Origin of the sequence: Paenibacillus sp. FSL R5-0623 (assembly GCF_037974265.1) — a bacterium.
GTDB lineage: Bacteria > Bacillota > Bacilli > Paenibacillales > Paenibacillaceae > Paenibacillus.
The window spans coordinates 3,242,196-3,256,554 of record NZ_CP150233.1; the positions used below are offsets into that span (position 1 = coordinate 3,242,196).

The following is a 14,359-nucleotide window of genomic DNA, read 5'->3' on the forward strand; positions in this document are numbered from 1 at the left end:
GACTTTAGGTACGAGTCTAAGATTGCTGCTGTTTTACGGTTAGAGAATGAATAATTAACTGGACTTTGAATCACCTGCGTTTCGATTGGCCTTCACATATTTAAGCTGCGCAACGATGATGACACTGATGATGACGAGCAGGAACCACGAACTAATTTTGCTAAAGCTAACCAGTTGCCAGGCATCATGCTGATCAGGATATTTCCAGGCATTGAAGAATGTAGCGATGTTCTCTGCAGTCCAAATGAAGAAACCAACAATGATAAAAGCAAGCGATAAGGGCATTCGATAGGTCGTTGCTCGTACCCGGTAAATAATCCAGGTTTTCCAGAAGACAATGAATACAAGCGCCGTCAGCCACCAGCGAAAATCGGGCATAAAATGATGAGTGAAAAAGTTAATATAGATGGCTGCTCCCAGCAACATGGAAGGTGCAAAACCAGGCCATCCGGTCATGTCCATTCGAAGTCTTCGCCACACCTGACACATAAAACTGGCTACACTTGCATACATGAATCCACTATAAAGAGGGACACCCAGGATTTTGGTGTAAGCTGGCTCAGGGTAAGACCAAGATCCCATCCATACTTTATAAATTTCCAGCACCAGTCCAATAATGTGAAATACACAGATGACCTTGATTTCATCCCGGGTTTCCAAGCCGCTTCGATACATCAGGTACTGCACAGCAAGTAATACGAGCAGAATGGCATCATATCGATGAAGGAAAGGAATCGGAATTACGCTTGAGAGAGCCAATGTTCCAAAGATCGCTACAGGAAATATGCAGCTCATCGCCTGATGATAGCCGAAATGAAGTAGCTGTATTAGAGATTTCAAGTCGAGTTAAACTCCTTTCCAAACATGTTGGAGCAAGATTCATTTACAATTCAAGGTTCTTCATCACGGTCGTTTTTGCCTACACTTCATAATATAGATATGATCCATGAATAAAAAGAGAAAAAAACGCGCAAATCTGTTCTTGTTATTAAACTTGAATCATCATGAGAACGCTCTATGAGAGGCGACAGGGTCACTCCATGTATATTCTCTTCTGGTTATGTTAAAATGAAATTCGTACAATTACATTAGACAAGGAGGCCGCTATGCAACCGATTAAACCTCAAGATATTCAGCTCCGGATCAATAATCTTGCTGATCAGGACTTATACGTACATCTAGAACTCACGTCAGGTGCTTACGCACAACACATGGACAGTACAAAACATCCAGCATCGGCATTCATTACCAATGCGGCCATACGATATACGCAGGGTTCTATTTCAGGTACAGGCCCATACCGTGTTGGTCTGAAAACAACGCAGGGATGGCTTTACGCCGAAGGACTTACACATATTGATGAGCAGGAACAAGAAAGACTGATTCTCGCCGGTCACGACAGCCAAGGTAAACTAGTTGTGGCGTTACAATTAAGCCGAGAGATGTTCTGATGAAAGCGGAGGATTGAATAACCATGAATACTACACACAACGAGCATGAGCGCATCTTGGTGGTATATCCACATCCAGATGATGAAGCTTTCTCTGTATCGGGAACGTTAGCCAAATACATAGATGCCGGTGCCCATGTAACCTATGCTTGTCTAACACTTGGCGAGATGGGGCGCAATATGGGGATTCCTCCATTTGCCAACCGAGTGACGTTGCCTGCCATCCGTAAAAAGGAACTCATCGAAGCTTCTGAAGCGATTGGTATTCAGGACCTGAGAATGCTGGGTTTCCACGATAAAATGCTGGAGTTCGAAGACCCAAAGTTATTGGAAGATACCATTATGTCGCTACTTAATGAGTTGAACCCCACGCTGGTCATTACGTTCTATCCAGGGTACAGTGTTCATCCCGATCATGATGCAACGGGAGCCGCTGTTATACGTACAATCGCTAAACTTCCTGTGGATGAACGTCCGATGGTTCACTGCGTTGCGTTCGCTAATAATCAGGAACAGTACATTGGCAAACCGGATGTATTCGTTGACGTATCCGAATTTTTGGATCGGAAAATGGCGTCGATTCGTGCCCACCGTTCACAATTCCAAGCAGCAGAGCTTGTAGGAAATCGTGAGCTGAATAATGAAGAAATCAAGAAACGTTTTGGCAGAGAAACATTTTGGACCTATCCATTTGAATAAATGATTCACCGGAAGTCGCACACGTTCAAACGGGACGAAGCAGAGGTTTATCCTGCTTCGTCCCGTTTACGTTAATCCATCATTGCGGCCCTTTGCGGGAGTAGATCAAACTATATCCGGATTAAATAGGCAAATCTTTTCTATCAAAAATAATAATTCCTGCAGCATACAGAAGTGCTGCAAGTCCTGCGAACACAGCCATTCCCACATACGTGTAGCTGTCACCTGCGAACAATCGCACTGGATCGAACAAGGAATATAATGACATATTGCTAATCCAGCTCAATGTTTCTCCTGAATCGCCCAGCATTTGCAGTAGTACAAACGCTACAGGAACACCGGCCCCGAATCCAAGGCTATACTTGCTTTCATTTGCCAAACAAGATGCAAAAAAACAGATGCCATTAATGGCGTAATACATCAGAAGGGCGTAAAGATTAAGCCAAATGAAATTGTTAATATCCATAAGCCCCGGAAACATGATAGATGATACAACAAGAGTTAGTACCGTAATCCAGCAAAAGATCGCTGTTATTGAAACCAGACTGTAAACCGCTTGGGTAACAGCAATGCGTTTTCTTGAGTTGGACGTTGAAAGCAGATAGGACATACTTCCTTTATCAACATGAGCGGCCATTATTCGGTGGTTCGTAATGATGGAAACAATCATGGGGAACAAATAGAGAAGAAGACTGTAAAGTGTTCCGGAAAGAAAGGTGAGCAAAGTGGTTCCAACGTTCATTCCCATAGCATTGATGAGCTCTGGAGGAAGCATGTTCAACATTTCTTTTAGTGCATCGACGCTATCCGGATCGAACATACCTATCAGCATAATGGAGTAAAAAGAATAAATGGTTACAATAAGAAACCAAATGAACCGATTGGCCCGCATGTTTGCTTTAAATAATGCCCAAGACATATTAAATTTGCTCCTTCCCATAAAAGTCCATGAAAATTTGCTCAAGCGTTTGGGGAGGGCACTCCATATCAATAACCTTACATTGGGAGAGTACCCTGAGCACTTGGTCATATCCATCCGTAATCTTAATCTCCACACGTAAGGGACCCAATTCAGTATAAAGGAGGGCGTTATTTTGAAGGACCTTCATATCCTCCGCATGCGCCAGAGCGACTACAACGCTCTTCGGCAGTGTCGTTTTTAGCGAGTTTATGTTCTCCACGGTTACGATTGACCCTTCTCGTATGATGCCCACACGTTCACAAGTGTGATCGACTTCATCAAAGAGATGGGAAGACATGAGTATCGTTTTGCCCCGGTTTTTTTCCTCAATAATCAATTCGACAAATCTTCTCTGCATCAGCGGATCCAACCCGCTTGTAGGTTCATCAAGGATAAGTACCGCAGGGTCGTGCATAAAAGCGGCGATCAACCCTACTTTTTGTTTCATCCCCTTGGACATTTTGCGGATCTTCTGACCCGAATCCAACTCGAATCGGTTGATTAATTGATCGCGGAGCGATTTGTCCTTACGTCCTCTTAAATCATCAATAAATTCCAGAAAATGCATGCCTGTCATGTTATCGTAAAATGCGATCTCACCAGGCACATAACCCAAATTCTTCTGTATTTGTGCTGCTTCCTTTCTGCAGTCTAAGCCGTTGATACTAGACATCCCGCTGGAGGGATTCACAAATCCCATCAGATGACGTAGAGTAGTTGTTTTTCCGGCTCCATTGGGCCCAAGAAACCCAAAGACCTCTCCTTCTTCAACGTCAAAACTCACATCCCTAATTCCCTTACCGTTTGAATAGATCTTGGTTAAAGAGTGGACCTTGATCATTGACCTCAACCTCCACGGATAATTATGTAACAATACTCTTTCCAGTTACATAATATTACTAGCTTGAATAGATGTCAATAAGAATATAACATAGAGATATCTTGTTACATAATTCGCGGAGGATAGGACGGTAGATTCCATGAATGGCTTCGAAAAACGCAGAGAACAGAAAAAAAAACAAATCCTGCAATCACTAATCGATATGATCATGACTCGAAATTTTAAAGAAATCGGTGTAAGGGAGATCGCGCAACATGCTGGTGTTTCTCCTGCATCCATATATAACTTTTTTGGAAGCAAAGAAGAATTGGCCAAGGAGATTTTTTACCATCAAATTGAGGAATCGGGAAAGGAATTCAGTCTTGTAATGAACTCCGATATTCCTTTTGAAGATAAGATGAGTAAAATGTATGAGGTATCCGTAAACAATCAAGAGACGTTGAATAGTGAGGGCATTAAGAATTTTATGTTCGAAGATCCAGCATTCAAAGAGCATATTGAGGATTATGCCAGAAACGTTGTCATCCCTGAGCTTATGAAGCTGATCGAACAAGGCAAAGCCGAGGGGAAAATAAAAGGAGGCGTATCGGCAGAAGCCATCATGATTTTTATGAATGGGATCATGACCATGTTGAGCGAACCATCTTTTGCAGAAAAACTTAATGTAAATGTGCGAAAAGACTTGGGCAAGCTGTTTCTTTACGGAATTCTGGGTAAGAGGGAAGAAGGAAATTAATGATTAAAATACACTCTCAATCAGGAAGTCGCCAATATGGCGGCTTTTTTGATTTACATCACAATATCGACACAAAAATGTAGCGTCTATAGCCTAATTGAGCTATATGGAATAAATATCATTTTAAGTACACTGTGATCAGGATTGTGATAACGCTCCATTTATTACGTTGCTTCAATGGATGAGGAACATGGAGAGTTGATTTTAAGTGGAATGGAGGGATGGTGTGTACAACCAACGTATACATGGGATTAACGCAAGACTCGTTGAATGTATTGCCACAGCAATAAGCAACTGTAACAAGAAGCCAGAATTGTGCGTGAAGATTCATGGGTAATCCTTGGACAGAACTAGATGAGTTCGACATTTGCAACAAAAGAAGGGTTACGGGTGTAATTTTTCTAATCGGAATGATGATGCTCCTACTATCTCTTCCGCACGGTGCAATCATGGCCTCCTCCGGACATCGTGAGCTCATTCCCCTTCAGCCTATGATTGACCGTTCTACACCTGGAGAAGTCATTAAACTTGCATCAGGTCGTTATTCTGGACCCGTGACGATTGACAAAAACATCACCATTCAGGGTGATCCTACGGTCATAGTTGTTAATGCGGAAGCCACCTCTACGATAATGATTCGCTCGGATGGGGTGAAACTGAGCGGTTTTACAATTGAACATGATACGAATGAACAGACTGCAGCGATTCAGGTTGAAGGGGAAAACAATGAAATCACAGATCTGCATATTCAGACCCAGGGGTATGGGATGATCATCCGGAATTCGAGTCAGGCAACGATTCAGCGGAACAACATTACGTGGGCCGGGTCTGATTCTGCTTCCAGTGGCCAGAAGGGCAATGGCATTGATCTGTACAACTCCCATGATAGCTACATTGAAGCCAATGAGATTACCGGCATGAGGGATGGAATCTATCTGGAGAACAGTCGCAAGTCTACTGTGCAAAATAACAGGCTGTTACATACAAGGTACGGCATCCACTGTATGTACATTGACGGCTCTTCTGTCATGGACAATACCGGAGAGGAGAACATGACAGGTGCCATGATTATGGGCGTCAAGAATACGGTCATATCGGGCAATTCTTTTCGCAAACAGAGTACCAATGTTCACTCCCAAGGGATTCTATTGTATGACGTACATCAATCCTCTGTTCACAACAATGTTGTGGAGGGTAATCGTGTTGGCATGAATATTGCAGAATCCTCAGGCAATGAGATACATGACAATGCGGTGCTTAGGAATTTTGTTGGCATACAACTTGTTCTGGCAGAAACTAATGAGTTTACACGTAACCAATTGGTGTCTAATGTCATTGAAGCTTCGGCGCTGGATAGCTCGAATAATGTTCTGATGGAGAACTACTGGGACTCCTTTCAGGGGCTCGATCTAAATCGGGATGGGATCAGTGAAATATCCTATGCCATCAATCCTTTTTATGAGCAACTGGTCAGTCGAAATTCAGCGTATCAGCTCTTTTTCCAATCACCGGGTATGGTCTTTCTGAGTGAGTTGTTTACAGAAGGCAGAGAACAATGGACTACCGACAAATCGCCACGAATGAGCATGGATACGGAATCTGATCTGCACATGTCAGTAGAAAGTGCTACAGATTCCAATGTGGTGTGGTTGTTCGGGTTAATTCTGTTGGGTATGGCAACTTTTCTAATCATCTATATGGGGGTATTACGAAAATGAACAAAAGTTTGAACAGAAGATGGTCCATGGTTATGGTACTTATGTTTGGCATGGTGCTGTTAAGCGCTTGCGGAACAAAATACGCGGCATTGCCGATCAATGAAGACGTGGATATCTGTGCGATCTGTAAAATGCAGGTGAAGGACGATGCATATGCAACACAGCTCACTACGAAAGACGGCCAAAATTACAAGTTCGATGATATCGGCTGCATGAACCAGTGGAAAACAGAAAATGGCACAGATAACATCGGCATGGACTATGTACGTGATTATAATGACAAGGAATGGATTGAATACAGCAAAGCCACGTATGTATACGACGCTTCATTACGCACGCCTATGGCCTATGGCATTCTTAACTTTAAGGACAAGCCCTCGGCTGAAGCTTTCATTGCAGAGCAAGGTGTGGGAACCATTATGACCGCTGAGGATCTTGCTTCTCATGACTGGAAGCAGAACACAGAGAGTATGGACATGATGGGTGAACATGGGCATGGTGAGCACGGACATGATGATGAAGGAGACAGTAATGAGATGCACCAGGAAGGTGAGAAGAAAGAAGAGTCAGGCCACTAAGTATGACAATAGAAAATGGTGATCAATGATGTCAGATATGATACAGATTGCAAGACGAGAAGTGAAAATGGGATTTCGCAATCCTTGGGCGTATTCGTTTCTGATCCTTTTTTGTACCTTTAGCTTAAGCTTGTTACTTCTGAATTCGCAGAATCTGGTTGAAGGATATTCAGGCACCACAGGTTCCATGTTGAATCTCATTCTCTACCTTTTGCCATTAATGACGCTATTCCTCGGTTCCTTCTCATTAACATCCGAAAAAGAAGATGGTAGCTGGCAGCTGCTGTCCACGTATCCCATCGGCACGATGTCTTTTATTGTGGGCAAGTATCTCGGGCTCTCGATTGTTTTAATCACCATTGTTGCGTTTGGATACGGCCTGATGGGGGTCATTAGCGGAGTGATTGGGAATCCACTGGATGTCATGACATATCTTCTCTTTCTGGCATTTTCCTGTGGACTGGTGTTGTTATTCCTGACACTGGCTCTCTTTATCGGTTCGTTGTCGCGTAATCGGTGGCAGGCGTTGACGATCTCCGTGACCGTATGGTTTTTCGCAGTCATTGGGTGGCCGACCTTATTGCTCTCTGTGCTGGGACTGATGCCTTATCTGTGGGTGAAACCGCTGCTGGTTATGTTCACGCTCATCAATCCGGCCGAGCTGGTGCGCTTGTATGTCGTGATCAAACTGGGGGGCGGCTCCATTTTGGGACCAGAATATTATCGATGGGTGGAGTGGGTGCAGCAACCCAGTGGCAGTTGGATTTTCATCGGGATATGCTTGTTCTGGATTGCCTTCTCTGTCGTAGTGGTATATGCAATCTGGGAGAGGGGGCGTTCTCATGGATAAAGTGGGACTCGAAGTGATGGAATTGTGCAAATCCATTAAAAAGCAACCCATTGTTCAGGATATCTCCTTTCGCATAACTTCAGGCCAAGTGCTTGCCCTCTGTGGAGGGAATGGCGCAGGGAAGAGCACGGTGCTGCGTATGATCGCGGGAATTCTCCGGCCTACCTCCGGTGAGGCTGTGGTGAACAATGTGCGATGGTTAAAGGAGCGCAAGCGTTATTCGCAGCAGATTGGATATATGCCGGACGATTATCAATTTAATCAGGGACTGACCGCAGAGGAAGTACTTCTGTTCTGGGCTTCTCTAAGGAAAGTTCCCAAGGAGAGAGTACAGGAAGTACTGACCATGGTAGGGTTGGAGGATCAAAAGAACAAACGGGTTACGACCTTCTCCAAAGGCATGCGCCAACGTGTGTTATTTGCCCAAGCTGTACTGTCCAAACCTCCACTGCTCATCATGGATGAGCCAACAAATGGATTGGACCCATTTTGGATGCAGGAATTAACTCAGCTGCTCAAGGGCATCAAACAGGATGGTCACATGGTCGTGTTCTCGACCCATCAGTTGGAGATTGCAGACGACATTGCGGATCAGGTGATATTCATGAACCATGGACGTAATGTTGGAGAGGGCTCGACTCACGACTTTTGTGATCAATTCGGTTCGCTCCATGCAGCATTTCATCAAAGTCTTGGTTTAAAGTGAAGGTGAGTTTATTGCAGAAAAAGAGTTTTAAAAGCAGACGTACACTTACAATTTTGATTGGTGTAGTTGCATTGCTCGCAGGTACATGGGCCATTTTCGAAAATGTATCGACACCCGAATCTCAGCGAGGCAACGCTATTGAAGCAGGTGCAAAAGCCCCTGAGTTCACAGCGGTTAATTCAGCAGGGGAACAAGTCAGCCTGTCCGATTATCAGGGCAAAGCCGTCATGATTAACTTTTGGGCTTCATGGTGCACACCTTGTGTAAGGGAGATGCCGCTCGTTCACCAGATTGCTCAGGACTATCAGAACGATGTGGAAACCCTGTTTGTTAACGTGGGGGAATCGAAGGGCACGATCCGTGAGTTTATGGATAAACAGGCGTTTGATTTTCCAGTGATTATTGATGTGACGGGCAACATATCAGGCATGTATCGTATTACAGGTTTACCGGCAACGATGGTTATTGATAAGGATGGAGAGTTCCGTCATATACTGCTCGGCGAACTGACCGAAGATACACCATTGCAGCAATGGCTGGAAGAGAGTATCTAGTCGTAAGCGTTGGATGGTGGTGAGAAAAGGGGCAGGAACGCCAGAGATCGCCATGTTACAAGTGAAATGAATGTACGTTAAAAGTAACCACAACAATAAAAGCATAAAAAGCCGGACACCCATTTAAAGAAGGGGTGTCCGGCTTTACTTTTGAAGTTATGCTGCTTTGCAGCCGATTACAATACAGCAGCTGAAGCGTGATTGGTACGAGCGATTCTGGTTGCGTCAACCATGTTACGCAGGGAAGCTACCGTTTCTTCCTGTCCACGGGTTTTTAATCCGCAGTCCGGGTTAATCCAGAACAACTTCGGATCAAGAACACGCAGAGCGCGTTCAATCATGCTGCTCATTTCATCCACACTTGGAACACGTGGACTATGAATATCATATACGCCAAGACCGATACCAAGCTCATACGTATTTTCTTCAAAACTATGAATCAGTTCACCGTGACTACGGGATGTCTCAATGGAGATAACATCTGCATCCATAGCTTCAATGGAATCAATCATGTCATGGAATTCGCAATAACACATATGCGTATGGATTTGCGTCGTTTCATGCACCGTGCACGTGGAGATACGGAACGCTTTGACTGCCCAAGCCAGGTAATCCGCTTGTTCATTTTCTTTCAGTGGAAGCCCTTCACGAACAGCCGGCTCGTCAACCTGGATCATACCAATGCCTGCCTGTTCAAGTGCTTCGACTTCCTGTCTCAACGCATACGCTAATTGATAGGCAATCTGCTCACGAGCAATGTCTTCGCGTACGAATGACCAGTTCATGATGGTAATCGGGCCAGTCAGCATGCCTTTGACAGGACGCTCAGTCTGCGATTGGGCATATTTCGTTTCTTCCACCGTCATTTCACCCGTAAACGCAACATCGCCGAAGATAATAGGTGGCTTCACGCAACGTGAACCATATGATTGTACCCAGCCAAACTGTGTAAAGGCAAAACCGGCCAGTTTCTCGCCAAAGAATTCAACCATGTCGGTACGCTCAAACTCACCATGCACCAGTACGTCAATTCCGATCTCTTCCTGAATCTTAATCCAGATATCAATCTGCTCCCGGATGAAGGCAGCATACTGTTCGTTGTTCAACTCACCTTTGCGCCACAACTGACGTGCTTTTCTGACTTCAGCAGATTGCGGGAAACTACCAATCGTTGTTGTCGGGAAGAGTGGCAATTGCCATTTGGCCTGTTGGGCTTCATGACGTTCTGCAAAAGGACGGGAGCGCTCTGGCTGTTGAACACTGATGGAAGCAACGGCTTTCTGTACAGCGGTACGGTTCCGATCTTCGGATTGCTGAAGCGCTTGAAGAGGGAGCTCTGCTTCTTCTATTTTAGCGGTAATCTCTGCACTTGGTGAAGATAAGGCTGTAGTCAAAAGAACAATCTCATCCAGCTTTTCATCTGCAAATGCAAGAGCATTTTTCAGTTCAGATGTAAGTTTTGCCTCACGGTCTGTCGTAACTGGCACATGCAGCAGGCTGCAAGATGATTGCACGATGATACGTTCAGGCGTCACGAACTCAGTTAATTCATTCAGCAAATTCAGTTTTGTTTGAAGGGAAGCTTTCCAGATCCCACGTCCATCAATAATACCTGCTCCGAGCACTTTGTCTGCCGGGAAACCGGATGTCCGAATAGATTGTGTGTTACCAGAGAGTCCGTGTACAAAATCAAGTCCTACACCTTGAACTGGCAGTGCAACAATATCGTTGTAGTTTTCGACAGATTCAAAGTACGTTTGCAGCATGATATTCAGGCCTGGAACGGCTGTGGCAAATGTTTTATATATTTTATTCAGACGCTGTACGTCTTCATCGCTTAATTTGGTTACCAGGATAGGTTCGTCTACCTGCACCCACTGAACGCCTTCGCTTGCAAGTTCTTGAAGCAATTGAGTGTAAAGTGGCAGCAAGCGATCCAGCCAAGCGTCTGTCTCGGATTTATCATAACCTTTGGAGAGCTTCAGGAAGGTTAACGGTCCAACAATAACCGGTTTGCCTTCAATGCCGAGTTTTTCTTTTGCTTCACGATAAGCGAGAAGCGGTTTGTTTTCCGTCAGAGTTGGGGAAGCCCCGTCCAGTTCAGGTACTATGTAGTGATAGTTGGTGTTAAACCATTTTGTCATTTCACTTGCTGCGGCATCTTTTGTTCCCCGAGCGATGCCATAATATACGGACAACGGAACAGAGCCACCATCATAAGCAAAACGTTTAGGAATAATGCCAAACATCACGGCCGTATCCAGGATATGATCATAATAGCTAAAGTCATTAACCGGAATGATGTCGATGCCTTTCGCTTGTTGCTTGCGCAAATGATCTATACGGATCTCCTGCAAACGTGCGTGGAATTCATTTTCCTCCAGCTTGCCTGCCCAGAACGCTTCCAACGCTTTCTTCCATTCCCGATCAGCACCAATACGCGGATATCCCAATACACTACTTTTTGTCATTGTTTAAAACCCCTCTGCTTTTATGTTACACAAAATTTATCACAGATTCGGAGTTATAATGTAATTCCATTAAATTATACCTAGTTATAGCCTAGGGCTATATCAAAAAGAATGTTTGGTATGAAGTATAGAACTTGAAGAGATCATTACGTTTGAAATAGACCCCACTAATGTTACAATGGTTAACTATGTTCATACGAATGATTAAAAGAAAGGAAGGCGGTACGCATGAATCTGTATCACATCCAGTCCACCGTGCACGGAGTCAACAGAGTAGCATCATTTCTGGAAGACAATTATATTGGTATTGCTTGGTCCGGTACAGGGGATCTGGAGCAAACGCCCCCGGAGCTATGGAAGGAACAGTTGGTTCAACACTATAGCTTGGATGAACCAGAATTGGCGAGCACACTCGCAACACTACATATGTTTGCTAACCTCATGCAGGATGGAGATTATGTAATAATTAGCGATGATGAATGGACGTATGTTGGGGATATCGGGGATTATTATTACGACGATTCCATTGGCACAGAAAACGACTTGATCTGTCACCGTCGGGGAGTTACATGGTTGGGTCGTATTCCTCTTGCTGAGCTGAATGACAAAGTGCAGGCACTGCAAATTGATTCAGCCATCCTTGCGAAGTTTGAGTATCCCATATCACAAGCACAGCTGGATCGAGGTCTTGCAGTCAGTGTAACAGCCGAAGCAACCAACTCTCTCTCAACAGGGGTAGATGAAGCCACGATTCAAACAGCTCTCCAGGTGCTGAGAGAAGCGTTACACAGTGAAGAAGAAGAGCTGCGAATTCGTGCGGCTACAGCCATTTTGCAATATGCCAAGCAATAGGAAGACTATGCTAAGACTAAGAATGGTTATTGGGTTTAGACGGTAACCAATCGCGGATCAGCAATTTTAATATTTATAATCCTTGAGTAAGTTCTGAAATCTGTTCATTTACATTCCCATGACTTCGTCCACCGTGATAACAAATCACAGATGTAATGTCGAGTTCGATATACTTTTTCAAAGAGTATCGAGCTGTCTCTGTATCCAGCGTAGTTGGTTCATGAATGCCTCCAAGCCTGCCGTCTACACTGTACATTGAATCACCGGCGATGAGCGTCTTGCTTTGCTTCAAATATAGACTGATATGACCTGGTGTATGACCAGGTGTATGAATAACGCGAATCCCATCGCAAAACGGCAGTTCCTGACCATCAGTCACCGTTTCATCTACTTTGCCCATTGGAGAATGCTCAAGGTAACCATCTTTGAGAAGAGGGAGCTGTCCCTCAATATATGGCTTATCCAACTTATGTGCATATATCTTGACTTGTGAGCCACACTCTTTCAAAATCTCGGGAAGACACCCGATATGGTCCACATCCTGATGTGTCAAAATCACTGCTTTAAGTTGGCTGATCGGCACACCTACCTTTTCGAGTTCGATACATAAATCGTCATATTGTCCAGGGAAACCGGTATCTATTAACACAGCCATTTCTTCATCCCATATCAGAACAGGATGAATTATATTCCCCTCAAAATCAAGCTGAAGCATTGCTATTCCCTTTGAAATTTCCATAATACCAGACCTCCGAGAATTGAAATTCATATACATCGTTGCTCGTTATATTTCTTATGTAAACGAATAAAGACGGCAATAAGATACGTTCGGGTACTTATAGAAATATTCAATGAATGAGGGAATTGACGCTTGCTGTTGGGAATGATAATTTAGATATATCATTTAAACCAATAAGTCCAATAAGATAAAGGGGGTATGTGGGATGACACATATCGTGCATGCAGCAGCTGAAGATATCCGAAGCGAAGATTCGCTGTTACTGATCAAGGAACTGAGCGAAGAACTCGGGTTGTTATATGGCGGTGATGGAACTGCGGGATTTCAACTGTCAGACGTTGAGGTGCCACGTGCGGCTTTTATCGTTGCCAGGATCGACGGGTATCCGGTTGGTTGCGGAGCACTTAGACCCCTTGATGAAACATCTGTAGAAGTTAAACGCATGTATACACGCAGTGGTTACCGCCGTAAGGGGATTGCCCAAGCTATATTGGCCGAGGCAGAGCGTCTTGCGAACGAACTTGGTTATACCAATCTGAAACTGCAAACAGGTCCCTTGCAACCAGAAGCTGCAGCGCTGTATGAGCGTGTAGGGTATTATCGAATTCCTGTTTTTAGTGGAAATTGGGACAGAGTGTTGGCCTACCAGAAAGATCTGGTACACGAAAAAGTATAATTCTACGGATCACAGCTTTTATTATGCTGAACCGACAGAGGAACACAAGATAAAAGTAAAAAAGTCGCCGATTGGCGACTTTTTGCATTTTAACATACTTCATTTACTTCAATTATTTCAATTGAAAATATAGCCAAAAGCGTTCAATCCGTTGCGCTATTATTGATCGAAGGGACTTGATGTTGGACACCCCATTCACATAGGCCTTCCAAAATGGGCAATAACGTTTCAGCTTTCGCTGTCAGACGGTACTCGACCTTAGGAGGGACTTGGGGATATTCTTTCCGCTCCACCATACCATCTGCTTCCAATTCTTTGAGCTGTGAACTCAGCGTTTTATACGTAATCGCACCAATCTGTCTTTTCAGTTCATTAAAGCGGACGGGCTGGTTTTCTGCCAGGAGATACATAATCACCATTTTCCATTTGCCACCAATGACAGACAACGTATATCCAAAAGGGGTATCTTGAATGTTTTTAACTTTACCGTGGTACTCAGCCATACTCATCATTTACACTATCCTTTCG

General features: G+C 44.2%; 16 protein-coding genes. 10 read left to right on the forward strand and 6 right to left on the reverse strand.

Going from position 1 to position 14,359, the window contains the following annotated elements:
• Positions 1-54: 54 nt before the first annotated feature.
• Positions 55-840, reverse strand: a complete 786-nt coding sequence (locus tag MKY92_RS14220; RefSeq protein WP_339301374.1) for a DUF817 domain-containing protein — start codon at positions 838-840, stop codon at positions 55-57.
• Positions 841-1,106: 266 nt separating this feature from the next.
• On the opposite strand from MKY92_RS14220, the gene MKY92_RS14225 reads away from it, so the two are divergent.
• Together MKY92_RS14225 and bshB2 are read left to right on the forward strand one after the other, a co-directional pair.
• Positions 1,107-1,451 carry a YojF family protein gene (locus MKY92_RS14225; protein WP_017688572.1) on the forward strand — a complete coding sequence of 115 codons (345 nt, stop codon included), beginning with the start codon at positions 1,107-1,109 and terminating at the stop codon, positions 1,449-1,451.
• 23 nt (positions 1,452-1,474) lie between these two features.
• On the forward strand, positions 1,475-2,149 hold the full coding sequence (gene bshB2, locus MKY92_RS14230; protein ID WP_339301377.1) for a bacillithiol biosynthesis deacetylase BshB2: 675 nt from the start codon (positions 1,475-1,477) through the stop codon (positions 2,147-2,149).
• 121 nt (positions 2,150-2,270) lie between these two features.
• Here bshB2 and MKY92_RS14235 read toward each other — a convergent pair whose 3' ends face one another.
• Together MKY92_RS14235 and MKY92_RS14240 are read right to left on the reverse strand one after the other, a co-directional pair.
• Positions 2,271-3,068: a hypothetical protein gene (locus tag MKY92_RS14235; protein WP_339301378.1), complete on the reverse strand. Its 798-nt coding sequence runs from the start codon at positions 3,066-3,068 to the stop codon at positions 2,271-2,273.
• A 1-nt stretch (position 3,069) separates the two neighbouring features.
• Positions 3,070-3,951, reverse strand: a complete 882-nt coding sequence (locus tag MKY92_RS14240) for an ABC transporter ATP-binding protein (RefSeq protein ID WP_339301381.1) — start codon at positions 3,949-3,951, stop codon at positions 3,070-3,072.
• Positions 3,952-4,090: 139 nt separating this feature from the next.
• Here MKY92_RS14240 and MKY92_RS14245 point away from each other — a divergent pair, with 139 nt between their 5' ends.
• From MKY92_RS14245 to MKY92_RS14270, 6 genes are all read left to right on the forward strand, one after another.
• Positions 4,091-4,687, forward strand: coding sequence for a TetR/AcrR family transcriptional regulator (locus MKY92_RS14245; RefSeq protein ID WP_339301382.1), 597 nt, complete (start codon positions 4,091-4,093; stop codon positions 4,685-4,687).
• Positions 4,688-5,097: 410 nt separating this feature from the next.
• Complete coding sequence (locus tag MKY92_RS14250) at positions 5,098-6,405, forward strand: NosD domain-containing protein (RefSeq protein ID WP_339301383.1); 1,308 nt, start codon at positions 5,098-5,100, stop codon at positions 6,403-6,405.
• A complete protein-coding gene (locus MKY92_RS14255) occupies positions 6,402-6,983 on the forward strand; it encodes a nitrous oxide reductase accessory protein NosL (RefSeq protein ID WP_339301385.1) in 582 nt (193 codons plus the stop codon). The genes MKY92_RS14250 and MKY92_RS14255 overlap by 4 nt, the downstream gene beginning before the upstream one ends.
• Positions 6,984-7,011: 28 nt before the next feature.
• A complete protein-coding gene (locus MKY92_RS14260) occupies positions 7,012-7,833 on the forward strand; it encodes an ABC transporter permease (protein WP_339301791.1) in 822 nt (273 codons plus the stop codon).
• On the forward strand, positions 7,826-8,539 hold the full coding sequence (locus tag MKY92_RS14265) for an ABC transporter ATP-binding protein (RefSeq protein WP_339301387.1): 714 nt from the start codon (positions 7,826-7,828) through the stop codon (positions 8,537-8,539). Before MKY92_RS14260 ends, MKY92_RS14265 begins: the two co-directional genes overlap by 8 nt.
• 2 nt (positions 8,540-8,541) lie before the next feature.
• Positions 8,542-9,093, forward strand: a complete 552-nt coding sequence (locus MKY92_RS14270) for a redoxin domain-containing protein (RefSeq protein WP_339301388.1) — start codon at positions 8,542-8,544, stop codon at positions 9,091-9,093.
• 176 nt (positions 9,094-9,269) lie between these two features.
• Here the strand turns inward: MKY92_RS14270 and metE are convergent, their stop codons facing one another.
• Complete coding sequence (metE, locus tag MKY92_RS14275; protein WP_339301390.1) at positions 9,270-11,564, reverse strand: 5-methyltetrahydropteroyltriglutamate--homocysteine S-methyltransferase; 2,295 nt, start codon at positions 11,562-11,564, stop codon at positions 9,270-9,272.
• Positions 11,565-11,792: 228 nt separating this feature from the next.
• Between metE and MKY92_RS14280 the strand changes: the two genes are divergently transcribed.
• Positions 11,793-12,416 carry a hypothetical protein gene (locus MKY92_RS14280; protein ID WP_339301391.1) on the forward strand — a complete coding sequence of 208 codons (624 nt, stop codon included), beginning with the start codon at positions 11,793-11,795 and terminating at the stop codon, positions 12,414-12,416.
• A 73-nt stretch (positions 12,417-12,489) separates the two neighbouring features.
• Here MKY92_RS14280 and MKY92_RS14285 read toward each other — a convergent pair whose 3' ends face one another.
• A complete protein-coding gene (locus tag MKY92_RS14285; RefSeq protein ID WP_339301392.1) occupies positions 12,490-13,155 on the reverse strand; it encodes an MBL fold metallo-hydrolase in 666 nt (221 codons plus the stop codon).
• 205 nt (positions 13,156-13,360) lie between these two features.
• Between MKY92_RS14285 and MKY92_RS14290 the strand changes: the two genes are divergently transcribed.
• Positions 13,361-13,831 (forward strand): GNAT family N-acetyltransferase, encoded by a 471-nt coding sequence (locus MKY92_RS14290; protein WP_091016394.1) that lies wholly within the window; start codon positions 13,361-13,363, stop codon positions 13,829-13,831.
• 143 nt (positions 13,832-13,974) lie between these two features.
• Here MKY92_RS14290 and MKY92_RS14295 read toward each other — a convergent pair whose 3' ends face one another.
• On the reverse strand, positions 13,975-14,340 hold the full coding sequence (locus tag MKY92_RS14295) for a helix-turn-helix domain-containing protein (protein WP_339301792.1): 366 nt from the start codon (positions 14,338-14,340) through the stop codon (positions 13,975-13,977).
• Positions 14,341-14,359: the final 19 nt, after the last annotated feature.